The following is a 22,371-nucleotide window of genomic DNA, read 5'->3' as shown; positions in this document are numbered from 1 at the left end:
CCGCGGCCTTCGCTCAACACCTGCCCGGGCAGGGCGCCGCAGGTGCACATAGTCGACCTGGGAGGATTAGCCCCATGAGTTCCGCTCCACCTGTCCTGGACGACCGACGCTTCGTGCTCACCCTCGGGTGCCCGGACCGTCCCGGCATCATTGCCAGGATCACCTCCTTCATCGCCGAGTTCGGGGGGTCCATCGTGGAGGCGGGCTACCACTCCGACCCGGATATCGGCTGGTTCTTCACCCGTCAGGCGATCAAGGCATCGACGGTGCCGTTCGGCATCGCGGAACTGCGCGACCGGTTCGCCGGGGTCGCGGCCGACTTCGGCCCGGAGACCGAGTGGCAGCTGCTCGACTCGGGTGAGCGCCGCCGGGCCGTACTACTGGTCAGCAAGGACGGTCATTGCCTGCACGACCTGCTCGGACGCGCTGCGAGCGGTGAATTGCCCGCCACCATCGAAGCGGTGATCGGCAATCACCCGGACCTCGCCGGGATGACCGAGGCGCACGGCGTGAAGTTCCACCACGTGCCATTCCCGAAGGATCCGGCCGAACGCGGCCCGGCCTTCGAGGAGGTGCGCGCCCTGGTCGATGCTCACGATCCGCACGCCGTCGTCCTGGCCCGCTTCATGCAGGTACTTCCCGCCGAACTGTGCGAGCACTGGGCAGGCAAGGCGATCAATATCCACCACAGCTTCCTGCCATCGTTCGTCGGCGCTCGGCCCTACCACCAAGCCTTCGCCCGCGGCGTCAAACTGATCGGCGCGACCTGCCATTACGTCACCGCCGAACTCGACGCGGGCCCCATCATCGAACAGGACGTCATCCGCATCGACCATGCCGACGAGGTCCGCGATATGGTCCGCCAAGGCCGCGATATCGAACGAGTGGTCCTTGCACGGGGTCTGCGCTGGCATCTCGAGGGCCGAGTGCTGGTTCACGGCCGCCGCACCGTGGTCTTCTCCTGACCCTTATCCGGCTGCTTCGACGGGCTGACGCACCGAATCGAGGACCAACTCCAGTTCCTCGTTGAACCGCTCGTACATCTCGGTATTTCCCAGATGTCCCTGCGGAAGCACCTCGTATTTGACCAGACTGCCGGTCTCCCTGAGCATTTCGGCGATTCGTCCGGCGTGCACCGGCGGCGTCATATCGTCGAACTCGCCGGCCAGGATTGTGGTCGGCACGACGAGGTTGCGGGCCGATTCGCCGAGATCCAGTTCGGCGAGCAGGATTCCGAATTTCGCACGGACGCGGGCGGGGCAGGAGCGGACGACGGCGAGGCTGTAGTCGACCACGTCGCCGGTGGCGCGCAGGCTCATGATCTGTCGGGTGAAGGCCCACTTCACCGGGGCGATCGGCGGGAAGACGAGCGAGGAGCCGAGGCCTAGGCGGCCTATCTTGTACGGCAGCTGAATTCGCCGGTTGAGCAATGGGAGTGGTGCATTGAAGAACGGCAGGACCGTCGTCTCGGCGATCAGTCGACTCGGCGCAGTGTTGGTCAGCAGTACTGCGCATGCCTGCTTCGCGACTCGGTCCCGATAGCGTCCGGCCCAGGCCTGCAGAGTCATGCCGCCGAGACTGTGGCCGACCACAACCGCCCGCTCGCCCGGGCGCAGTGTGGCGTCGAGCACGGTGGCCAGATCGTCGGCGAGCAGATCGGTGGTCAGCCGGCTGGAACCGAGTTCGCTCTCGCCGTGCCCCCGCACGTCGTAGACAACTACGCGGTACCGATCGGCGAACTCGTTGATCTGCGCATTCCAATATTCGATGGCGCAGGTCCAGCCGTGTACCAGCACGATCGTCTGCGCACCGGCCGGTCCGTAGACGTGTACGCGCAAGCGCGCACCGTCACGAGTGATGACCGGAACGACCTCATAGGGCGCGGTCGGGGGATTCAGCGCCGCGGTCGCATAGGTACGCGACCGCAGGTTCGCGCGGTGTGTGTGAAGCAACCCCCGGACCCGACCAGGGACGTCCACCAGTGCAGGCGGCATTGCACGCATCGGACACTCCTTTGTGTAACTCTCCGATACACTAATCGCAAACCGCCGTGCTTGCTAGTGCAAGCACCCCAAAAGTTATCCGAACTTCTCCCCAGCCCTGTTTGTGACCGATCCCAAAGGGAAGCTCGAACCAGCCAGTCGCCGGAAGATCGAAACCAGCTTTCACAAGCACAAATCACCACTGTGAACGCTGACAAGCCGCCGCCGAATCACATCTCCGATCACCCACCGGATCGCACCAAGTCGACCGACAATCCAACTACAGGTACACAGATCCGTCGCGTCGATGGCGACCAGCGCACGCAGACCACGAGTGCTCGATACGCACCACGCCATCCCCAACCGCGGCCGTGACCGGCTCAGGCACGCAGCTTGACGGGCATGGAGCGGTAGGCGTGCAGATTGCGCAGGGGATGCGGGATCGGCGGACCGTCCAAGGACAGATCCGGGTAGCGCTCGAACAGGGCTCGCAGCGCAATGGAGCCTTCCAATCGGGCCAGCGTGGCGCCCAGGCAGCCGTGCAGCCCGCTGCCGAACGCCAGATGATCCGCGGCGTTGGCCCTGGTCACATCGAATCGTTCGGGATCAGGGAAGACCGCGGGGTCGTAGTTGGCGCCCGCCAACGACAGCAGGACCAGCGAACCGGATTCGACGCGCTGATCGGCGATGTCGACCTCGCAGTTCGTGACTCGGCCCGTCATCCGCACCGGACCGTCGTAACGCAAGACTTCCTCGACCGCACGTGGCCACAGCTCCGGCTGCGCCAACAGCAGTTCCAGCTGGTCCGGATGGCTTGTCAGCAGGGCGATTCCGTTGCCGAGCATATTCACCGTCGTCAAGAATCCAGCGTCCAGCAGCAGCGCAGCATTGGCCATCTGCTCGCGTCGGGAGAGCACGCCACCTGTCACCAGCATGCTGAGCACGTCGTCGGCCGGTTCGGCTGTGAGCCCGTCGAGGTGTTGGTCGAAGTACCGCTGAACCTCGGTCAGGTCTTCGATGGCATGGCGGTAAGTGCTCCAGCTCAGGCCGCGTTCGAGCAGCGGCGCACCGGAATCTCCCCACTTCAGCAGTGTCGAATGCATATGCGCGGGCAACCCGAGAATCTCGGCGATGATCGCGACCGGCAACTGTGCGGAAAAGTCGACGATCAGATCCGGTCGCGGCTTCGATTCCAAGCGTTCGAGCAGGTCATCGGTCACTTCGACAACCCGCTCACGCAGTTTGGCGATTGCCTTCGGGGTGAATGCCTGCCCGACCAGGCGTCGGTACCGGGTGTGGTCCGGCGGATCGGTCACCAGCATCGAGGGCGGTTCCGCCAGGTTGGGCAGCCCCGGATCCGTTTTGGTCATCACCCAGCGGATCGGCTTCGGCAAGGCGGAATGATTGGGCGTGACGACGCTGAAGCGACGGTCTCGCAGGATGAGTCGGCACAGCTCGTAGTCCGCGGTCACGCGCAACCCCGACATCTTGGGTATCCGGCCCCGCTGCCGGATCTCCTCGACATACTGCGACGAGCCGAGCAAACGATCCGGACCGACCGCGATCTGCCCCAGGGGATCGCCCCGACGCGCCGCCCACAGGAGATAGAACCGTGGCAGGCCATGCATCATCAGCCACCGAATCCATACCCGTATCAAGATCTCGTCACCTCCCACTCCCTCCTTTTCATATGATAGATAGCCGCTATGGCGGAGCGTCGCTGTCGACGCTGATGGAGCGACCTTCGGATCAGGTGAGAGGCACCATGGACAGGCGCAGTTTCGTCAAGGCCGCCGGCCTGGCGACGATGCTGGGTTTTGCGAGTGGCAGCAAGTATGCGGCGTGGGCCGACGATTACAGCCCGAGCCCGAGATCACCGGTGTACCGCACACTGGTGCCGGAGATCTTCGCACCGCTGCCGGATCCGGCGGATCATCTGCCCGCGATCGTTATCGGATCCGGATTCGGAGCGTCGATCACCGCGCTGCGTCTGGCGCAGGCCGGGACCCAGGTCGCGGTGCTCGAGCGCGGGTCGCGCTGGCCGAACGATCCGTGGCGCAATATCTTCGCCAACGACACGATTCCGGATGGCCGCGGCTTCTGGCATCGCACGACCTTTACCGGCGCGAACAGGATCACGGTGCAGATCGATCCGTTCGGCGGGGTGCTCGACGTTTCCGGTTACCCGGGCATGGACGTGTGGCGCGGTGCGTGTGTGGGCGGTGGCTCGGTGGTGTTCACCGGGGTGATGATCGAGCCGGAGCAGCGGTTCTTCGACCACGTGTTCCAGGGTGTGGTCGACTACCGCGAGATGCACGACGTCTACTATCCCCGAGTCCGAAATACGTTGCGGCCGAGCCCGATACCGAACGATATCTACGACTCCTTCGCGTTCACCCACGCACGGGGCTGGGACGAACAGTTCCGCGCGGCCGGCTATACACCGCAGCGCATCGACGGCAGTTGGAATTGGGACGTCCTGCGCGACGAGCTGACCGGACGATCGATGCCGTCGGCCACGGTCGGCTGTTCGAACCTCGGCAATTCCAACGGCGCGAAGTTCGATCTGAACCAGAACTACCTGCGTTATGCCGAGGACACCGGCTGTGCCCAGATCTATCCCGGCCATCGCGTGGACGCCATCGGCGCGGAGTCGGATCGCTATACCGTCGCCGTGACCAAACTCGCACCTACCGGCGAGGTGCTCCGCATCCGCACGCTGACCTGCGACAAGCTGTTCCTCGCCGCGGGCTCGGTCGGCACCTCCGAGCTGCTGGTACGCGCGCGGGCGACGGGCGCGCTGCCGAACCTCAACGAGCACGTCGGCGAAGGTTGGGGCGGCAACGGCGATGTCGCATTGGCGCGGCCTGCCGGCTCGGTCGACATCGGTACGCAGGGTACGCCGTCCGCGAGCCGGATTCTGGACGAGGCGGGCGCACCCGTATCGCTGGAGAACTGGTTCGTCCCCGGCACCACGCCGTTCGACGTCGGCATTGTCGCGTCGTTGGGCATGGTCCTCGACGACACCCGCGGCCGGTTCGTCTACAACCCGACCGATGGGAGCGTGGGCCTGCAGTGGCCATCCGACGGCGCTGCCGGCTACCTGGCGCACGCGCGGGAAGTCAACAACAAGGCGACCTGCAACTGCCCGTCCAACGCCCAACCAGCCTTGGAGGCGGATGCCTCGTTCACCTCACATCCGTTGGGCGGCGCGGTGATCGGCCGCGCGACGGACCCGTACGGTCGGGTGCGCGGTTATCGAGGCCTGTACGTGATGGACGGGGCGGCGGTGCCCGGCAGCACCGGAACAGTGAACCCGTCCTTGACGATCAGTGCGCTGGCCGAACGCAATATCGAAGAGATCATTCGTTCCGGCGGATAGTCACTACCAGCGCGGCCCGCGCTGAATCTCATCCACCTTCGGCCGCACATCGGCGAGGTACACGCCGGTCGCGATAATCGACACCAGCGCAAGCAGACTCGTGACGCTCAGCGAGAGCAACAGGAACAGCAGGGCTGCGCCGAGGATGGCGATCCAGATCGGTTTGGTCAGCTTGTCGACCGCGGTGAAGGCGTCGGGGCGCTGGCGGATGGCGTGGATGAGCGCGAAAATCGTCGCGCCGAGCGCCAAGAGCCGCAGCCCGTACAAGATCCAGCTGGCCAATCCGTGCGCTGTGTCCACCAGCCCATCATAGAAGCAACGACCCCGCACACGTCGGTGTGCGGGGTCGTCAGCGTGGAGAAGGGAAGGGCGTCAGGCCTTCTTGGGGGCCGCCTTCTTGGCCGGAGCCTTCTTGGCGGCGGGCGCCTTCTTGGCCGGAGCCTTCTTCGGGGCGACGCCGTCGGCGGCGGGCTCGGTCTCGGTGGTCACCTCGATGACCTCGGCCTCGACGACCGGCTCGACCTCGGCCTCTTCTTCCTTGGCCGGGCGGCCGATCAGCTCGTTGACCTTGGCGAGGGCATCCTCGGCGCGGCCGGCCGCATCCTTGTACAGCGTCTCGACGCGCTCGATCCGATCCTCGACGAGGTGGTTGGCGCGCAGCCGCTCGACGGTCTCCTCGCCGCGCACGGCCAGATCCGCGTACAGGTCCAGGACCTGGGTGTAGTACTTCTCGGCGAGCGCCTTCAGCTCCTCCGGGGTGAACTTCTCGCGCAGCTCGGCGAGGTCCTCCGGCAGCTCCGAGGGCAGGCCGGACAGCCGCTCGCGCAGCGTCTCGAACTGGGCCCGGACATCGGCGGGCACGTTGGCGAAGCGCTCGCGGGCCTCTTCTACGCGACCGCTGACATCGGTGGAGGCGGCGCGCTCACGCACCTGGGTGACCGCATCGACAACCGCGGCGTACACGGCGTCACCGGCACCGACGGTTGCGAACAGTGGCTTGATGGTTGCGTTTTCGGTCATTCTTCGCTCTCCTGGCGTGGCGGAGTTGGTGATGTGCTCGGAACGTCGCTGTCCCACTCGTTCCCCCCTGGTTCGCTTCCTCCGTTTTCCCGGCGAAACGATTCATAGATGTCCAGCAGCACCTGCTTCTGCCGTTCGCTGATCGACGTATCGGCAAGCAGGGCATCCCGGACCGGACTGTGCGGCCGCTGCTCGAGATAGCCAGCCCGTACGTACAACACCTCCGAAGAGACCCGCAGTGCCTTGGCGATCTGCGCGAGTACTTCGGCGGACGGATTACGCAATCCGCGCTCGATCTGACTGAGATACGGATTGCTCACTCCCGCCAGGGTGGCGAGCTGACGCAACGAGACTTGCGCGGCTTCTCGCTGTGCCCTGATGAAACCTCCGATGTCGTGTGCCGCGTTGGCCACACGAGCCGCCTTTTCGCCGACGCCGTTGGATCTATCCTGCGAATCGTCGGTGTACTCGGCGGAACCTTCGGGCTGGTCTGCCATCACTCACCTTCTGGCGGTTGTACGTATCCAATTCTAAAGCAGGGTGCTAGCTATTGCAAGCACGCTGTAAGCACCCTTCCAGTCAGCGCGCTCTGCCCCAATTCGCGGCCTTCACGACCCGCCATGGTTACGCAGGCTGCCGCCTCCAGGCCTGAGCTCACGCCGCGGGGGTCAGCCGCCGAACATCAAATGCGAAATCGTGTAGATCACCAGCCCTGCCAGCGATCCTACGACCGTGCCATTGATGCGAATGAATTGCAGATCACGCCCGACCTGCAATTCGATCTTCTTGCTGGCTTCCTCGGCATCCCACCTGGCAACCGTATCGGTGACCAGAGTGGTGATCTCCCCCGCATAGTTTTCCACCAGATACCGCGCGCCGCGGTCGATCCAATCGTCGACTTTGGCGCGCATCTCGGCATCGTCGCGCAGCCGCTCCCCGAGCTGCTGCACATTCTCGGCGACCTTGCGCCGCAGCGTGGAGTTCGGATCGTCGGCCGATTCCAGGATCAACCGCTTCGCCGCGCGCCAGGTCGCCTCGGCCATGCCGGTGATCTCCTCGCGACCCATGATCTGCGCCTTGATCCGCTCGGCCTTTTTGATCATGGCGTCGTCGTGCTGGAGGTCGTAGGCGAATTCCTCGAGGAACCTATTCGCCGCGAGTCGCACCTCGTGTTCCGGATTCGACCGCACCTTCCAGGTGAACTCGACGAGCTCCCGATAGATCCTTTCTGAAAGCAGAATGTTTACGAATTTCGGAGCCCACTGCGGCGCATCCCGCAAAACGATCCGGTCGATCGTTTCCTGCGAACCGAGCGCCCACTGGTGCGCGCGCTCGGCAAGCATGTCGAGCAGCGGCAACTGCCGATTGTCGGCAAGCAGTTCGGCAAGCACCCGGCCGATCGGCGGACCCCACAGCGGCTCGGCGATCCGCTTGACGATGGTGTTGTCGATGACCTGCTCGACATCCTCGTCTCGCAGCACCCCGACCACCGCGCGCAAAATGGTCGAACTCTCCTGCGCCACCCGGCCCGCATGCCCGGGATCGGCCATCCAGCGCCCCACCCGCCAGGAGACCTGCGCCGAATTCACCTTCGCCGAGACCACGTCCGGGGCAAGGAAATTCGAACCGACGAAGGCGCCGAGACTGGCGCCGAGCTGATCCTTCTTCTTCCTGATGATCGCGGTATGCGGGATCGGCAGGCCCAGTGGATGGCGGAACAGCGCGGTCACGGCGAACCAGTCGGCGAGTGCGCCGACCATGCCCGCCTCGGACGCGGCCCGTAGGTAACCGACCCAATCATCGCCCGCCCCGCGCGATTCCATCCAGCGGCAGAACAGATAGACCGCCGTCGCGAACGCCAAAAACCCGGTGGCCAGGGCCTTCATCTTGAACAGATCGCGGCGCTTGCCCGCCTCGTCGACGAAGGCCGCGAAACTGGCCGGTGGTGCGGACGTGGGCACATCCAGCACCACTGTGCTGGACAGGCGGCGTTCGCGGTTACGCTCCACTACCGCCTCCGGGCCCGTCGCTCGCGCCGCCGTGTTGCCGGGAGCTTTCTCCATGACACCCATTCTGCTGTGTGTTACCGACCGACCTCCGAGGCCGATCGCAAGCGACACGCAACCGACGCCGAATGGCCCGATTATGTGCAACCTGTCGCAACCCACACCCAAACGCGCATGTGGGTCGTTGCCTGGACCTAAGCTGGTGGTCCACGAACCCACACAAACGAGGGAGCTGACGCTGTCCACCGAAGACCTTGTCGATGTCGGCGAGCTTGCCGAACGACCGGCGGCGGTGCGCACCGGCCGGACGGACGGCCGCAAGCGCCGATGGCGGCAGCACAAGATCGACCGCCGCGAAGAGCTGGTCGATGGCACCCTCGCGGCCATTCGCACGCGGGGCAGCAATGCGGGCATGGACGAGATCGCCGCGGAGATCGGCGTCTCCAAAACCGTGCTCTACCGCTACTTCTCGGATAAGAACGACCTGGTCCACGCGACCATGCAGCGGTTCATCGAGACCACCCTGATGCCGCGGGTGTACGAGGCGATCAGCCTCGACGCGGACGAGTACCACCTGGTGCGTTCGGCCCTGACCGCCTACGTCGGCACCGTCGACGAGGACCCCGAGGTCTACCGGTTCATCATGGGCAACGGCTCGACCGATCAGTCCTCGCTCGCCGAATTCGAGAAGCTCTTCGCCGACGTCGTCACCACGGTCATCATCGATCGCGGCGCCGAGCACGGCTTCGAGACCGAGGGCGCGCTGCTGTGGTCGTATGTGCTCGTCGGCGGCATCCAGCTGGCAACGCACTGGTGGACCACGGATAAGGCGATGTCGCGCGAGGAAGTCATCGACTACCTGACCATGATGGCCTGGAGCGCCATCGAGGGCATGGCGCGCGCGGGGGGCTCCCGGGCGATCTTCAACGCCCAGCCGCACATCCTGCCGGACCCGCCGCAGAACGGCGCCTGAGCGCTAGCTGGTGATCGCCAACTGATCAATCGCCCGACTTCGCGCGCTAACAGGCCGCTAGCTGGGGCGCTAGCTGAAATAGTGACGGCGGTCTCGACATTGCCGCGAGGTTGGCTACTCTGAACCCGAGCGGTACGCGGGTGTCCCAGGTCACCGCCCCGCGCTCTGCCTGATGGCGGTCCGCGCGGGTCGCTACGTGGTTACGCAAGCGACCGCCTGCGCGCCCGTCGCTCCGACCGCTGGCACCAATGGAGGTACCTCGATGGCGAAGCAAGTGCCGACTTCTCGGCTTGCTCGTGGCACCAAGCTGGGTGCGGTGGCAGCCAGTTCGGTAATCCGAACCCAGCGCACACGCCTATCCATGCGGGGCCGGTCGGCGGCCGTGCGCGCGAAGATGGCCGAGGAGTCCATGATCCGCACCACCGAGCAGGTGGTCACGGTCCTCGGGACCATGAAGGGCGTGGCCATGAAGCTCGGCCAGATGATGTCGGTGCTCGATCTCGATCTGGTGCCCGAGAGCCATCGAGAACGCTTCCAGAAACGACTCGCCGTGCTGCGCAACGCCGCGCCGACGGTGTCGTTCGAGTCGATGCGGCAGGTGATCGAGGAGGACTTCGGGCAGCCGCTGGACGCGGTCTTCGCCGAATTCCAGCCCGAGCCCATTGCCGCGGCCTCGATCGGCCAGGTGTACCTGGGGCGGCTGCACGACGGACGTCAGGTCGCGGTGAAGGTGCAGTACCCGGGCATCGATGCGGCGGTGCGCGCGGATCTCAAGAATCTGGCCATGTTCCGGCGTGTACTGCAATCGGCGATGCCGTGGGTGACGCCCGCCGTACTCGACGAGCTGCGGCTGAACATGGAGAGCGAACTCGACTATCACGCAGAGGCCGATACCCAGCTCCAGATCGCCGAACTCTACGCCGGACACCCGTTCATCATGGTGCCGCGCTCACTGCCCGAACTCAGTACGACGCGGGTGCTGGTCAGTGAATATGTGGCGGGCAAGGGATTCGAGGAGATCCGGCAGCTGCCCGCGGCCGAACGCAATCGGATCGGCGAGATCATCTATCGCTTCTATGTCGGTTCGCTGTTCAGCTTCAACGAATTCTGTGGTGACCCACATCCGGGAAATGTGTTGCTGGCCGACGACGGTCGGATCGGATTCCTCGATTTCGGCCTGTTCAATCGGATGGATGCCGAGCATGTGCGGTTCGAGACGATCTGTCTGCGGGCGGCGGCCGAAGATCGGGCAGAAGACCTGCGGCAGTTGATGATCGAGCGCGGCGTAATCGACTCGCCCGACGAGATCGGCGCCGAGGAATGCCTGGAATACGTGCTCGCGGCCTCGGAATGGTGTCTGCTCGACGAGGAGCTGACCATTACCCCGGAACTGGCCAGCGGTGCGTTTCTGCTCGCGGTGGATCCGCGCGCCAGTGAGTTCGCCGGGATGAAACAGCAGAATCTGCCGCCGGAGCACCTGTTCTCGCGGCGTGCCGACTTCCTCACCTTCGGCATGCTCGGTCAGCTCGAATGCACCGCGAACTGGCACAAGATCTCCCGCGAATGGCTCTACGACGAAGCGCCGGTCACCGATTTGGGTAAGGCGCATCGGGAGTGGTTGATCGAGCGCAAACCGAGGCCGACCAAGAAGCCGCGGGCGCGGGCGAAGAAGCCGACCACGCGCGGTTCCGGTACCAAGTAATTCACCACAGCAGCTATCGAACGGAAGATCATGGCAGACAACCGAGAATTCGACCTAGTGCTGTTCGGCGCAACGGGTTTCGTCGGCAAGCTCACCGCACAGTATCTGCTCGATGGGGCGCCCGCCGAGGCGCGCATCGCGCTGGCGGGACGCTCGCTCGACAAATTGACAGCGGTCCGTGACGAACTCGGCCCGGCCGCCGCGAATTGGGGTCTGGTAGTTGCCGATTCGACGGACCAGACCGCACTCGACGCACTCGCGGCGCGGACCACGGTTGTGGTGACCACCGTCGGCCCGTACCTGCGCTACGGCATCCCGCTGGTGTCCGCGTGCGCGAAGGCCGGGACCCACTACGCCGACCTCACCGGTGAGCCGCTGTTCATCCGGGACGCGATCGACCGGTACCACGAGCAGGCGGTGGAGACCGGCGCGAAGATCGTGAATTCCTGTGGCTACGACTCGATTCCGTCGGATCTCAGTGTGTACCAGCTGTACAAGCGCACCGTTGCGGACAATACCGGCGAGCTGGAGGACACCACCCTGATCGCGTCGCTCAAGGGCGGGGTGAGCGGCGGTACCATCGACTCGGGCCGGGCCATGATGGAGGCAATCGCGGCCGATCCGGCCAAGGGTTCGGTGATGAGCCACCCGTATTCGCTCAGCCCGGACAAGTCGATGGAACCGAATGTCGGCCGTCAGACCGATCAGGCGCTGCAGCGGGCCAGCAGCATCGACCCCAGCCTGGACGGGTGGGTCGGTACCTTCGTCATGGCCGCGCACAACACCAAGATCGTGCGCCGCACCAATGGGCTGCTCGGTTGGGTCTACGGCAAGAACTTCCGCTACCGCGAGGTCATGAACGCGGGCAAGTCGGCCGCGGCGCCGCTGGTGGCCGCCGGTATGGCGGGCGGCATCGTGGCGACGATGGCGTGCGGTGCGGTGCTGTCGCGAGTCGCGATGGGGCGCAAGCTGCTCGACCGGATCGTGCCCAAGCCCGGCACCGGACCGAGCGAACAGGCGCGCACCAGTGGCTGGTTCACCATGAAGACCTACGCACGCACCTCCTCGGGCGCGAAATACGTGGCGACCTTCTCCGGCGCCGGCGACCCCGGCTACCAGGCCACCGCCGTCATGCTCGGACAGGCCGGACTGTGCCTGGCATTCGACGGTGCGAAGCAGCCCGAATTGGCGGGCATCCTCACCCCGGCGGCCGCAATGGGCGACGCACTCACCGATCGCTTGCGTGCTACGGGCATGACCATCGAGGTCGAGCGCACGTAGTCGGGGACAAACCGAGGAGCTCAGATGAAATTGCCGCCTGCGGAACCGAGGGCGGTGCGGTGAACCTCGCTCGACGCACCATGAACGCCCCCGCCCTCGCCGCGATCTACGAAAAGGCTTGGCGGCCTACGCTGTTCTATCTGGCAAGCGGCCGCACCACCGCTGCCGACCGTCGCGACGCCGTCCGCACCCTGCGCCTCGGCCGGGGCCAGAAGGTGCTCGATATCGCTTGCGGCCCAGGCAACTTCACTCGCTATCTGAGCAATGCTCTCGACGGCGACGGCTTCGCCATCGGCCTGGACTACTCCGAACCGATGCTGGCCCGAGCCGTCACCGATAACGCGGGCCCGCGCGTCGGCTACCTTCGTGGCGACGCGCGCACCCTGCCCTTCGCGGACGGCACCTTCGACGCGGTCTGCTGCTTCGGCGCGCTCTATTTGATCCCCGACCCGATCGCGGCGACCCGCGAAATGATCCGCGTCCTCGCGCCAGGCGGGCGCATCGCCATCACCACAAGTCACCGCGCCGACAACAGCTTCGGCCACGCGAGCCGGGTCGTCGGCGGCTGGAGTGGACTGCGCGTCTTCGACGACGAGACCTTCCCGAAGCTCTTCGCCGAAGCGGGCCTGATCGATATTGATCAACAGGTCCACCGCCTCCTGCAATACATCAGCGCCACCCGCCCGCTCTAGGGATCCGCTTTGTCGTGCGCCACATCACATAGGTGCGACGCCGAGGGACGAGCACAAGCGGGTTACACCGGTCGGTACCGAACGGTAAAGTGCCCGCAAGCGGTGGGTGGACCGAACGTGAGGGGGCGACCCAGATGGCGGTACCGGATACCGGTCAACGGATGGCCAGGCAGTTGTATGCCGCCGCCACCGGAACCAGCGGCGGGGAACCCTTCGAGTTGGCCGAGGATGTCGCCGAGAACCTCGCCGCCGCATGCGACAAGCTCGTCGAGGAATTACAAAAAGCCACGGCCACCGGACATCTCGTCACCGAGGTGTCCGGGTTCCCGAACCTACCGACGGGACACGGCTTGGCAAAAGGCTTCGGCGACAAAGGCACTCAGTTCCTCGACACCGTCACCGCCTTCCAGGAAACGGCCCTGCTGTACAAGGCCGCCTACCTGGCCGCGGGAAAGCGTTTCGAGGATGCCGAGGCCGCGAATCGTGCCGCCCTACAACTGATCACCGATTACCTGGAGTCGCCGCGCGGCGAACAGACCGACGGAAACCACTGACCCATGGCCGATTCCGTCACCAGGGCAGCCGCCGATGCCATCCGGGTCCAGCAGCGTGCCGTCGCCGCCGCGGCCGGATCGGCAAGCGGCGGAACCGATCCCCCGTACGCACCAGAGCGCGAACTGTTCGGCGCCTATACGCACCAGGAGATCTGGGATCTGGTGCACGAGGTCATCGATCCCGCGGCCCTCGGCCGGGTCGCCGATGCGTGGCGCGCCAATGCCACCATGGTCGCCGAGGCATTCCAGGCCTTCTCCGATGCCACCAATCGCGAATTCGCGCACTGGTCGGGTCGTTCCGCCGATGCCGCGCTGCGCGCCACCCGCGAATTCGTCCGCGCCGGTACCGAGGCGCATGATGCCTGCCGCGCGATACAGCGCCTGATGGAGCTCAATTCTGATGCGGCACAGGCCATCCGAGCGGCGATTTCGCCGCCGCCGCAGTATCGTGCTCTGGAAGATCCGGCCGCCGAAGCGATCCACGGCGGACAACGCAGGATGGACCACGACATGGCCGCTGCTACGGCGCAGGCCGACGTCCAGGACACGATGACCTATGTCTACACCCCGATCATGCCCGCATCCGGCGACCGTGTCCCCCGATTCACCCCGCCGCCCGACGGCCCACAGATCGCGCGGCCGAATGCCGGCAGCGGGGGCGCACGGTGAAATGGGTATTCACCCCGGACGAATTCACGCATGTCTGGGAGAACGAAACGAGTCTGGACCGTCGACCCTATCCGGTCAATCTGGCGCCCGCCGGCACGGTCCGCACCGAATCCGAATACACCGCACTGCGACTACCCCAGCGCTTCGCCCGCCAGGCCGATGCCGATCTGGCGGCCGCGCTCATGCTGTGCGCCCGCCCCGATGCCACCACCATCACCGTCTCCGGTGAGTCGGGCGCCAAGCGGATCCTTGTTTTCGCCGCGGTGGTGCACAACCACGCGGGCATTCTGATCGCCGATATCGACAAGGTGACGGTGCGCATGTGCCACGTCCGCAACCTCGGCAAACATCTGGTCGAAATCATCGGATCGGCCGAACCGGGCAAGCTGGCGCCCATGCGGGAGCCGCAGGACGCCGTCCTGAACTCCGACGAAGGCGACAGCGCGACCAACGGCCATCGCCGCGCCGCCCGGTTCCGCCAGATCCTGCGAAAACCGGTGGACGGTCGCGGCTTCATCACCGTGACCGTGGAACCGGAAAACCCGATGTCGCCGCCCACCCGGCACCGCAGCTGGCTCGATTTCACCGGTGACGGACGCTATCTGCTCACCACCTCGCACGAGCTGACCCTGACCCCGGTCACCGACGAGGATTTCGCCGACCAATTGCTTCGGCTCGCCCAGATCCGCTGACACATCGCCGGGCAGTTGACAACCGCCACGCTGCAGCGCCCACGTGAGCACAACGAAGCGAGTCTTACGAGCGACCCGTTCGCGGCCCGTCTCGCGTCCGAGTCGTCGAAGCGCATGCGACGAAGTCGCGAGTCTCGACGACTCGGACGCGAGACACCAGGGGGCCGCGAACCCGCCGCGCCGAAGGCGCGGCAATCAGACAGAGCCATAAGATACATCGATGGCGAAGAAATGGTCTCTGCCGCCCACCGAGGCCCTGCGGGCCGATGGCTTGCGCATCGCTGATCTCGACGCCTCCGGTACGCCCGGATTCGAAGGTGACAAGAAGCAGGCCCAGAAGCTGCTCATCGAACGCGCCGGCGTGCTCTCGGATCTGCAGGAGAAGCTCTACGCCAACGGCCGTTCCGGTGATACCCGCAGCGTGCTGTTGGTGCTGCAGGGGATGGATACCGCAGGCAAGGGCGGTATCGTCCGCCACGTCATCGGTTCGGTGGATCCGTCCGGCGTCGACCACGCCTCCTTCGGTGTTCCGACCGCGGAGGAGAAGAGCCACCACTACCTGTGGCGCATTCGCAAGGCACTGCCGCGCGCCGGCCAACTCGGCGTCTTCGACCGCTCGCACTACGAGGATGTACTGGTCGTGCGGGTGCACAATCTGGTGCCTCCGGAGGTCTGGGAACCGCGCTACGACGAGATCAACGCCTTCGAGCGGGAACTGGTCGACCAGGGCACCACGCTGGTGAAGGTCGCCATGTTCGTCTCCCTCGACGTACAGAAGAAGCGGCTGCGCGAACGGCTGGACCGACCGGATAAGCACTGGAAGTTCAACCCCGCCGATATCGACGAACGTGGTTACTGGCCTGCCTATCAAGAGGCCTACCAGGTCATGATGGACCGCACCTCGACCGACTACGCCCCTTGGCATGTGCTCCCGGCCGACCACAAGTGGTTCGCCCGCCTCGCGGTCACCGAACTGCTGATCGACGCACTCGACGGGCTGAAACTCGACTGGCCACCAGCCTTGTTCGATGTCGAGGAGCAACGGCGTCGCCTCACCGAGGCCTGACCAAGGTTCCTCTCAGGTTGACCACGGATGATGTGGCCGTGCCCGTCCACGCCCCGGGGGAGCTCCGGATCTACCATCGTGGCGGCAGGTAACCGGCAGGCAAGCGAAAGGCGTGGTGAACGCACGGTGAGCAATAAACCGGGTGGCAAAACGAATCCGCTCGCGGCGGCGGAGCGCGCCGACCGCAACCGCAAGATCCTGATCCAGGTGGGTGTGGCCGTCGTGCTGGTCGGGCTCATCGCGGCGATCGGCATCGGTATCGCGGTGAAGAACGCAAACAAGAACGATCTGGGCACCACCCCGTCCATCGCCGCCACCGCGAGCCAGCTGCCCAACGGCGCCACCGCGACCATCACCGATAACGGTGCGGTCCGCATCGGCAAGCCGGATGCGAAGGTGACCGTCCGCGTGGTCGCCGACCTGCAGTGCCCGGCCTGCAAGGGCTTCGAGGCCGCCAACGCCCAGGCGATCAAGGATGCCGTCGACAATGGCACGGCCATTGTCGAATACAACATCATCTCGTTCCTGGACAAGGCCTCCACCACGAAGTACTCCTCGCGCGCGGCCAATGCGGCGTACTGCGTCGCCGAGGCGGATCCGTCGAAGTACCTCGGCTGGTTGGCCACCATGTACGAGCAGCAGCCCGCCGAAGGCAGTGCGGGTCTCACCGATGACCAGCTGATCACTATCGCGAAGGGCGCCGGCCTTCCCGATTCGGTCGGGCAGTGCATCAAGGACAACAGCTACAACAAGTACATCGGTGCCAAGACCAAGGATGTGCTGAACAGCGGAGTCCAATCCACACCGACGGTCTTCGTCAACGGCACCCAGATGAACAGCCAGGACCTCGCCTTGCCGAACGGTCAGTTCAAGCCCGACGCGATGGCAGCGGTCATCGCGGCAGCCGCGGCCAAGTGAACAACACCTCTTCCAGGGCCGCCTGGGTGTTGCTGATCGGCGGGCTGGCCGGGTGGCTCGCCTCGGTCACGCTGACCATCGAGCGGTTCAAGCTGTTCACCGATCCGAACTACCGGCCCTCGTGCAGCATCAACCCGATCCTGTCCTGCGGCAGCGTGATGACCACCGAACAGGCCGCGAAATTCGGATTTCCCAATCCGATCATCGGCATCGTGGGCTTCTCGGTGGTCGTCACCCTCGCGGTGCTCGCGGTCGCCAATGTGCGCTTTCCGCGCTGGATCTGGGTCGGGCTGTGGGTGGGGACCGTGCTCGGCACGGTCTTCATCTGCTGGCTGATCTTCCAGAGCCTGTACCGGATCGGCGCGCTGTGCCCGTACTGCATGGTGGTGTGGGCGATCATCACGCCACTGCTCGCGGTGGCCACCGAGCAGGTGTGGGGTGGTGCGCGCGGGCCGATGCGGATCGTCGTCGAGTGGCGGTGGACGTTCGTCGCGGTGTTCTACGCCGTGGTGCTGCTGCTGATCTTCCTGAAGTTCCAGGATTACTGGCTGTCGCTGGTCTAGTTCGGTGTGCCCAGCGCGAGCACCACGGTGATCTTGCGCTGCGTTCCGCCGGGGCCGAGGACACCCAGCTGAACGGTGTCGTCCGGCTTGTGCACATTGATCGCGGCCCGCAACGCCTTCGCGGTGGTGATGTCACGGCCGTCGATCGAGGTGATGACATCGCCATCTACCAGCCCGGCGGCAAAGGCCGGTAATCCGTACAGCGCGACATCGATCTTCGCCCCGCTCGGTTTCGCATCTGAGATCAGTACGCCGAGCGTCGCGGTCGGCCCGATGTGCACGGTTTCGGTGGGCGTGCCGGAACGGATCTGGCCCACTACCCGCATCGCGGTGTCGATCGGCACCGCATAGCCGTTCGCGGTGCGCCCGACCTCGCGTGAGGTTTCGCCCGACGCCGCGGTGATCACGCCGACCACCGTGCCACCGGGATCGGCGAGCGCGCCGCCGGACTGTCCCGCAGTGACCGGGGCCGCGATCTCCACCATTCCGGTCAGCGATTTGCGGGTCAGATCGGAGGAATTGAGCGCGACGATCGTGCTGTTCAGGTCGGTGATATTGCCCTGGATCGAGGTCGGCGTGCCGCCCGCGCCGCCCGCATTGCCGATGGCGAGCACATCCTCGTGCACGCGCAGCTCGGCGGAGCGGCCGATGCGTGCGATCGTCAGGTCGGTGGCGCCGGTGAGTTCCAGCAGCGCGATATCCGCACCGGCGTCGTAGCCGAGCACCGTCGCGTCGTAGACGGTGCCGTTGCCGACATCGGTGACCGTCACGATTTCGGCGCCCTTGACCACATGATGGCTGGTCAGCACCTGTCCGTCGGCGGTGAGCACGATCCCGGTTCCGGCCGCGCCGGGGCCGAACGGCCGTGCGGACGTGCTGATATTCACCAGCGCCGGTTCGACGGCATGTGCGACCGCCACCGGGTCCAGCGGCGGCAGCGGCTCGAGCAGGGCGGGCGGGGAACTGTCCGCACCCGAGGACGACGACCAGTCGGGCAGTTCACCTCGGAAACCGAAGAATGCGGCTATGGCGAGCAGGAAGACCGCGAACAGCGCCGACGCGCGCCCACCACCGCTTCGCTGCCGCTCGGGCGCGCCGTACCGCTCGTCGTCCATGCCGCTCTCCCGCCTCCGGCTGGGCCCTTGACCAATTCCATTGTGGCCGGAGATCTTTTTTCAGCGATGCGTTTGGCAAACCTCCGCTGCGGCGGTAGGCATGTACGCATGAGCGTTGCTGCTGCGTATGCGATGTCCGCGCCCGATGGGCAATTCGAGAAGCTCACGATCGCGCGGCGCGAGCTCGGACCACGCGATGTGCTGATAGATGTCAAATACGCAGGTATCTGCCATTCCGATATCCACACCACCCGCGACGAATGGGGCGGCGCCATATACCCGTGCGTCCCCGGGCACGAGATCGCGGGCATTGTCGCCGCGGTCGGTCCGGAGGTGACCAGGCATCGGGTCGGCGATCGCGTCGGTGTCGGCTGCATGGTCGATTCCTGCGGCGTCTGCGGTCCCTGTCTGGCCAATGAGGAGCAGTACTGCGACAACGGGGCCACCATGACCTACAACACCCGGGTGGACTCGTCCATCCAGCCGGGTGGGTACACGATGGGCGGGTATTCGACCCAGGTCGTGGTGACCGAGAACTTCGTGCTGTCGATTCCGGAGGGCATCGGACTCGATGTGGCGGCGCCGCTGCTGTGCGCGGGCATCACGCTGTTCTCCCCGCTGCGGCACTGGAACGCGGGACCGGGTAAGAAGGTCGCGATCATCGGCATGGGTGGACTCGGGCACGTCGGGGTGAAGATCGCCGCGGCGATGGGGGCCGAGGTCACCGTGCTGAGCCATTCGCTGAGCAAGCAGGACGACGGCAAACGCTTCGGCGCGGACCACTACTACGCGACCGGCGATAAGCAAACCTTCCGCGAGCTGCGCAACCGCTTCGATCTGATCCTCAATACGGTCTCGGCCGAGCTGCCGATCAACGACTACCTGCGCCTGCTGAAGCTGGACGGCACCCTGGTGATCCTCGGCCTGCCCGAGAACCCGTTGATCGTCAAGCCTTTCACCATCACCGGATACCGGCGGGCGCTGGCCGGCTCGATGATCGGCGGTATCGCACAGACCCAGGAGATGCTGAACTTCTGCGCCGCACACGGGATCGGCGCGGAGATCGAGCTGATCTCGGCCGACGAGATCGATGGCGCCTACGACCGGGTCGTCGCGAGTGATGTGCGGTACCGGTTCGTGATCGACGCCGCAACGATGTAGTCCGTGTCGCTGCGCCGATTCGTCGCCGGTTCAGTAGCTTGGCGATGTGTCTGCGGATGAAGAGCGATCCCGGCCCGCCGAAACGGCGGTGGTCACCGCCGATGTGACCGCGGGGCCGCCGCCGTGGCTGTTGCGAGCGTTCCTACTCGCGGCGGCGACGGTGGCCGGGCTGGTGTGCGGCTTCTGGATTCTGCAGAAACTACAGGGTTTCTTGCTGGTGCTGCTGGTTTCGCTGTTCCTGGCCTTCGCCATCGAGCCGGCGGTGAATTGGCTTGCCGCACGCGGTGTCCGGCGCGGGCCGGCGACCGGGGTGGTCTTCCTGGTGTTGGCCGTCGGCGCCACCGCATTCGTATGGACGCTCGGCGCGCTGCTGGTCGATCAGGTCACCACCCTGGTCAAGAACGCACCCGAACATGCGGATCAGGTCGTCGACTGGGTGAATCGCACCTTCAAAGCCGATCTGTCCAGCAGCGATATCCAGAAGTACCTCGGTGACTGGAGTTCCACCATCGACGGCTATCTGGTCGGCTTGGCGGGCAATGCCTGGGGCGTCGGCACCGCCGCGATCGGTGCGATTTTCCAGGCACTCGGCGTGCTGTTGTTCACCTACTACTTCGCCGCCGACGGACCGCGCTTCCGCAACGCGGTCTGCTCGCTGCTGCCGCCACGCCACCAGCGACATGTATTGCGCGCCTGGGATATCGCCGTCGACAAAACCGGCGGCTATATCTATTCGCGCGCACTACTCGCGCTGTGCTCGACGATCGCGCACTATGTTGCGCTGCGGATCCTCGACGTACCGTCCGCATTCGCACTGGCGCTGTGGGTCGGCGTTGTCTCGCAGTTCATTCCGACTGTCGGCACCTATCTCGCCGGTGCGCTGCCGGTGCTCGTCGCGCTGGTGCACGGCCCGTCCACCGCGCTGTGGATTCTGGGCTTCATCGTGGTGTACCAGCAATTCGAAAACTATGTCCTGCAACCGAGAATCACCGCGACCACGCTGGATATGCATCCGGCCGTGGCATTCGGCGCGGTCATAGCGGGTGCGGCGATACTCGGGCCGACGGGTGCGCTGCTGGCGATTCCGGTCACCGCGACGGTGCAGGCGTTCGCGGGCGCCTATATCCGTCGCTACGAGGTCGAGACCGACGGCGATTCCGAAAAGCCCGACCAGCCGCCGAAGAAACAACGAAAGTGGACGCGCCAGTTGATCATTCGCCTCAGCGGCAGCGGTCGGCCACCGGAGTGATCATTCGGCGCGAATGCCTTGCAGAGCGTCGATCAGTGCCAGGCTCACCTTGCCCATCTGGGCGCGGCTGTAGCGGGCGGTGTCGTACTCGACCTGGATGGTCAGGCGTCCGCCGATGGTGAATACGGTGAGCTTCGGCGGCATGCCGGGGCCCATGGCGAAGACGTCGTCGCGGATGTGGCGGATACCGTCCGGGGTCGAATGTGCGGGCAGGCGACCGATATTGGAGATGGCTACGGTTGGCGGGGCCGCCAAAATCGCGGCGGTGGCCTCGTCCTGGACGCGCTGCGAGGCGAGTAGGAATATGGGGGCTTGGCGCTGCTCCAGTGCGGACGCCATGCCCGTGGCCACCTCGTGTGCGATCTCGATCGGGCCCGTGTTCTCGGCGACGAGTGCGGGGGTGCCCACGCCGGAAGCGCAATTCAGGATCGTGTGCGCGGGCAAGTTCAGCTCGGATCGCACATCCACCGCGTGGCCGCAGAATACCGGGAGCGTTCCCGTCGCGGGTTCGAGTTGGGAGCGGACTGCGACGAGTGCGGCGCCGGTGAGCAGGCTGTTGACCGAAAGCCCGTGCGCACGACCGGCGTCGACCAGGTTCTGGGTTTCCTTGGTATCCAATTCGATTCGCTGCACCGCGAACCGGCCGAGTGGGTCGTCGCCGCTCCCGTCGATCGGTAAGGTGCGCGGAGCCGATTCCGGCCCGATCAGCGAGGCCACGGCCCGGATCTGGTCGAGCGACTCGGCGACCTCCACATCCGAGACCACCGCGGCGAGTTGGATATCGATGCCCTCCGGCAATTCCTGATCGGAATCCGACTGCGGCAGTGCGGTTCCCGTCGCATATGCGGTGTAGCGCTGCCACAGCTGCCCGAGCAGTGCGAAAGCCGATCTGCCATCGGCGATTCCGTGATGGATGACCAGGACGATTTGATCGCGGTCGCCGTCGCGGAGCAGATGGGCGCGGAACAGTCCGTCGCGCCAATCCCGAGGCCCGTTGACCAGGTTCAGGTACTCGGCTTCACCGCCATCGGTGATCTCGAGGCGGGGCCGGTAGGCGTCGTCCCGGCGCAGGTACAGCGTGCCGTCGGCATCGGCCACCGGCTTGCTGCGCAGCAGTGGATGCTGGGCAGCGAGTTCGTCGACCACCCGGCGCAGGATCTCGACATCCAGCAGCCCGTGCACGGTGGAACCGATGAACAGCGGCATACCGCCGGTCGGCACGCTGCCGAGGCGGGTTTCGGAGCCGAAGTAGGTGAGCTCGAAGGGAGAAAGTGCTCGCTGTGCGGTCATTGGTCGTCTCGTACTTCCGTGTGGCGGTGCAGGCTACGCCCCAACATACAGATGTT

Annotated in this window: 22 protein-coding genes; 14 read left to right on the top strand and 8 right to left on the bottom strand. The window is 65.5% G+C overall.

Annotation, left to right across the window (positions count from 1 at the left end; all coding sequences use genetic code 11):
- Positions 1–74 precede the first annotated feature (74 nt).
- Positions 75–965 carry a formyltetrahydrofolate deformylase gene (gene purU, locus ACIBW7_RS25550; RefSeq protein ID WP_040696337.1) on the top strand — a complete coding sequence of 297 codons (891 nt, stop codon included), beginning with the start codon at positions 75–77 and terminating at the stop codon, positions 963–965.
- Between the two features lie 3 nt (positions 966–968).
- Here the strand turns inward: purU and ACIBW7_RS25545 are convergent, their stop codons facing one another.
- Together ACIBW7_RS25545 and ACIBW7_RS25540 are read right to left on the bottom strand one after the other, a co-directional pair.
- Positions 969–2,003, bottom strand: coding sequence for an alpha/beta fold hydrolase (locus tag ACIBW7_RS25545; RefSeq protein WP_397050409.1), 1,035 nt, complete (start codon positions 2,001–2,003; stop codon positions 969–971).
- 359 nt (positions 2,004–2,362) lie between these two features.
- Positions 2,363–3,613 (bottom strand): cytochrome P450, encoded by a 1,251-nt coding sequence (locus ACIBW7_RS25540; RefSeq protein WP_397050407.1) that lies wholly within the window; start codon positions 3,611–3,613, stop codon positions 2,363–2,365.
- A 134-nt stretch (positions 3,614–3,747) separates the two neighbouring features.
- Here ACIBW7_RS25540 and ACIBW7_RS25535 point away from each other — a divergent pair, with 134 nt between their 5' ends.
- Positions 3,748–5,364, top strand: a complete 1,617-nt coding sequence (locus ACIBW7_RS25535) for a GMC oxidoreductase (protein ID WP_397050405.1) — start codon at positions 3,748–3,750, stop codon at positions 5,362–5,364.
- A gap of 3 nt (positions 5,365–5,367) precedes the next feature.
- Here ACIBW7_RS25535 and ACIBW7_RS25530 read toward each other — a convergent pair whose 3' ends face one another.
- From ACIBW7_RS25530 to ACIBW7_RS25515, 4 genes are all read right to left on the bottom strand, one after another.
- The gene (locus ACIBW7_RS25530) at positions 5,368–5,664 is read right to left on the bottom strand and encodes a DUF2516 family protein (RefSeq protein WP_040696344.1); all 297 of its coding nucleotides are present in this window, start codon (positions 5,662–5,664) and stop codon (positions 5,368–5,370) included.
- A gap of 72 nt (positions 5,665–5,736) precedes the next feature.
- The gene (locus ACIBW7_RS25525) at positions 5,737–6,384 is read right to left on the bottom strand and encodes a heparin-binding hemagglutinin (RefSeq protein WP_397050402.1); all 648 of its coding nucleotides are present in this window, start codon (positions 6,382–6,384) and stop codon (positions 5,737–5,739) included.
- Complete coding sequence (locus ACIBW7_RS25520) at positions 6,381–6,881, bottom strand: helix-turn-helix domain-containing protein (protein ID WP_397050400.1); 501 nt, start codon at positions 6,879–6,881, stop codon at positions 6,381–6,383. The genes ACIBW7_RS25525 and ACIBW7_RS25520 overlap by 4 nt, the downstream gene beginning before the upstream one ends.
- Before the next feature lie 171 nt (positions 6,882–7,052).
- Positions 7,053–8,270, bottom strand: coding sequence for a DUF445 domain-containing protein (locus tag ACIBW7_RS25515; protein WP_397050795.1), 1,218 nt, complete (start codon positions 8,268–8,270; stop codon positions 7,053–7,055).
- Between the two features lie 412 nt (positions 8,271–8,682).
- On the opposite strand from ACIBW7_RS25515, the gene ACIBW7_RS25510 reads away from it, so the two are divergent.
- From ACIBW7_RS25510 to ACIBW7_RS25465, 10 genes are all read left to right on the top strand, one after another.
- Positions 8,683–9,363, top strand: a complete 681-nt coding sequence (locus tag ACIBW7_RS25510; RefSeq protein ID WP_397050793.1) for a TetR/AcrR family transcriptional regulator — start codon at positions 8,683–8,685, stop codon at positions 9,361–9,363.
- A 262-nt stretch (positions 9,364–9,625) separates the two neighbouring features.
- Positions 9,626–11,065 carry an ABC1 kinase family protein gene (locus tag ACIBW7_RS25505; protein ID WP_397050398.1) on the top strand — a complete coding sequence of 480 codons (1,440 nt, stop codon included), beginning with the start codon at positions 9,626–9,628 and terminating at the stop codon, positions 11,063–11,065.
- Positions 11,066–11,092: 27 nt separating this feature from the next.
- Positions 11,093–12,346 (top strand): saccharopine dehydrogenase family protein, encoded by a 1,254-nt coding sequence (locus ACIBW7_RS25500; protein ID WP_397050792.1) that lies wholly within the window; start codon positions 11,093–11,095, stop codon positions 12,344–12,346.
- Between the two features lie 59 nt (positions 12,347–12,405).
- Positions 12,406–13,038: a class I SAM-dependent methyltransferase gene (locus ACIBW7_RS25495; RefSeq protein WP_397050396.1), complete on the top strand. Its 633-nt coding sequence runs from the start codon at positions 12,406–12,408 to the stop codon at positions 13,036–13,038.
- A gap of 134 nt (positions 13,039–13,172) precedes the next feature.
- Positions 13,173–13,592, top strand: coding sequence for a hypothetical protein (locus ACIBW7_RS25490; protein WP_397050394.1), 420 nt, complete (start codon positions 13,173–13,175; stop codon positions 13,590–13,592).
- Between the two features lie 3 nt (positions 13,593–13,595).
- On the top strand, positions 13,596–14,261 hold the full coding sequence (locus ACIBW7_RS25485) for a hypothetical protein (RefSeq protein ID WP_397050392.1): 666 nt from the start codon (positions 13,596–13,598) through the stop codon (positions 14,259–14,261).
- Positions 14,258–14,953 (top strand): ESX secretion-associated protein EspG, encoded by a 696-nt coding sequence (locus tag ACIBW7_RS25480; RefSeq protein WP_397050390.1) that lies wholly within the window; start codon positions 14,258–14,260, stop codon positions 14,951–14,953. Before ACIBW7_RS25485 ends, ACIBW7_RS25480 begins: the two co-directional genes overlap by 4 nt.
- 220 nt (positions 14,954–15,173) lie before the next feature.
- Positions 15,174–16,019 (top strand): polyphosphate kinase 2 family protein, encoded by an 846-nt coding sequence (locus ACIBW7_RS25475; RefSeq protein ID WP_397050388.1) that lies wholly within the window; start codon positions 15,174–15,176, stop codon positions 16,017–16,019.
- A 126-nt stretch (positions 16,020–16,145) separates the two neighbouring features.
- Positions 16,146–16,937, top strand: coding sequence for a DsbA family protein (locus ACIBW7_RS25470; protein WP_397050386.1), 792 nt, complete (start codon positions 16,146–16,148; stop codon positions 16,935–16,937).
- Positions 16,934–17,500, top strand: coding sequence for a vitamin K epoxide reductase family protein (locus ACIBW7_RS25465; RefSeq protein WP_397050384.1), 567 nt, complete (start codon positions 16,934–16,936; stop codon positions 17,498–17,500). Before ACIBW7_RS25470 ends, ACIBW7_RS25465 begins: the two co-directional genes overlap by 4 nt.
- Here the strand turns inward: ACIBW7_RS25465 and ACIBW7_RS25460 are convergent.
- Positions 17,497–18,615 carry a S1C family serine protease gene (locus ACIBW7_RS25460; RefSeq protein ID WP_397050382.1) on the bottom strand — a complete coding sequence of 373 codons (1,119 nt, stop codon included), beginning with the start codon at positions 18,613–18,615 and terminating at the stop codon, positions 17,497–17,499. The two genes, ACIBW7_RS25465 and ACIBW7_RS25460, sit on opposite strands and share 4 nt — an antisense overlap.
- 108 nt (positions 18,616–18,723) lie before the next feature.
- Here ACIBW7_RS25460 and ACIBW7_RS25455 point away from each other — a divergent pair, with 108 nt between their 5' ends.
- Entirely contained in the window at positions 18,724–19,776 is a 1,053-nt protein-coding gene (locus tag ACIBW7_RS25455) for an NAD(P)-dependent alcohol dehydrogenase (protein WP_397050380.1), read from the top strand.
- A 46-nt stretch (positions 19,777–19,822) separates the two neighbouring features.
- Complete coding sequence (locus tag ACIBW7_RS25450; protein WP_397050378.1) at positions 19,823–21,025, top strand: AI-2E family transporter; 1,203 nt, start codon at positions 19,823–19,825, stop codon at positions 21,023–21,025.
- On the opposite strand, the gene ACIBW7_RS25445 is transcribed toward ACIBW7_RS25450, so the two are convergent.
- The gene (locus tag ACIBW7_RS25445) at positions 21,026–22,315 is read right to left on the bottom strand and encodes a condensation domain-containing protein (RefSeq protein ID WP_397050376.1); all 1,290 of its coding nucleotides are present in this window, start codon (positions 22,313–22,315) and stop codon (positions 21,026–21,028) included. It lies immediately after the preceding gene.
- Positions 22,316–22,371 lie beyond the last annotated feature (56 nt).

It is taken from the genome of Nocardia sp. NPDC049526 (assembly GCF_044465765.1).
GTDB lineage: Bacteria > Actinomycetota > Actinomycetes > Mycobacteriales > Mycobacteriaceae > Nocardia.
Note: the sequence above shows the minus strand (reverse complement) of the source record. Positions and strands in the feature narration are given on the sequence as shown.

Coding starts and splice junctions, on each gene's coding strand:
- purU (WP_040696337.1), top strand. CDS start 75: ATGAGTTCCGCTCCACCTGTCCTGGACGACCGACGCTTCGTGCTCACC.
- ACIBW7_RS25545 (WP_397050409.1), bottom strand. CDS start 2,003: ATGCGTGCAATGCCGCCTGCACTGGTGGACGTCCCTGGTCGGGTCCGG.
- ACIBW7_RS25540 (WP_397050407.1), bottom strand. CDS start 3,613: ATGATGCATGGCCTGCCACGGTTCTATCTCCTGTGGGCGGCGCGTCGG.
- ACIBW7_RS25535 (WP_397050405.1), top strand. CDS start 3,748: ATGGACAGGCGCAGTTTCGTCAAGGCCGCCGGCCTGGCGACGATGCTG.
- ACIBW7_RS25525 (WP_397050402.1), bottom strand. CDS start 6,384: ATGACCGAAAACGCAACCATCAAGCCACTGTTCGCAACCGTCGGTGCC.
- ACIBW7_RS25520 (WP_397050400.1), bottom strand. CDS start 6,881: ATGGCAGACCAGCCCGAAGGTTCCGCCGAGTACACCGACGATTCGCAG.
- ACIBW7_RS25515 (WP_397050795.1), bottom strand. CDS start 8,270: ATGAAGGCCCTGGCCACCGGGTTTTTGGCGTTCGCGACGGCGGTCTAT.
- ACIBW7_RS25505 (WP_397050398.1), top strand. CDS start 9,626: ATGGCGAAGCAAGTGCCGACTTCTCGGCTTGCTCGTGGCACCAAGCTG.
- ACIBW7_RS25490 (WP_397050394.1), top strand. CDS start 13,173: ATGGCGGTACCGGATACCGGTCAACGGATGGCCAGGCAGTTGTATGCC.
- ACIBW7_RS25485 (WP_397050392.1), top strand. CDS start 13,596: ATGGCCGATTCCGTCACCAGGGCAGCCGCCGATGCCATCCGGGTCCAG.
- ACIBW7_RS25475 (WP_397050388.1), top strand. CDS start 15,174: ATGGCGAAGAAATGGTCTCTGCCGCCCACCGAGGCCCTGCGGGCCGAT.
- ACIBW7_RS25460 (WP_397050382.1), bottom strand. CDS start 18,615: ATGGACGACGAGCGGTACGGCGCGCCCGAGCGGCAGCGAAGCGGTGGT.
- ACIBW7_RS25455 (WP_397050380.1), top strand. CDS start 18,724: ATGAGCGTTGCTGCTGCGTATGCGATGTCCGCGCCCGATGGGCAATTC.
- ACIBW7_RS25445 (WP_397050376.1), bottom strand. CDS start 22,315: ATGACCGCACAGCGAGCACTTTCTCCCTTCGAGCTCACCTACTTCGGC.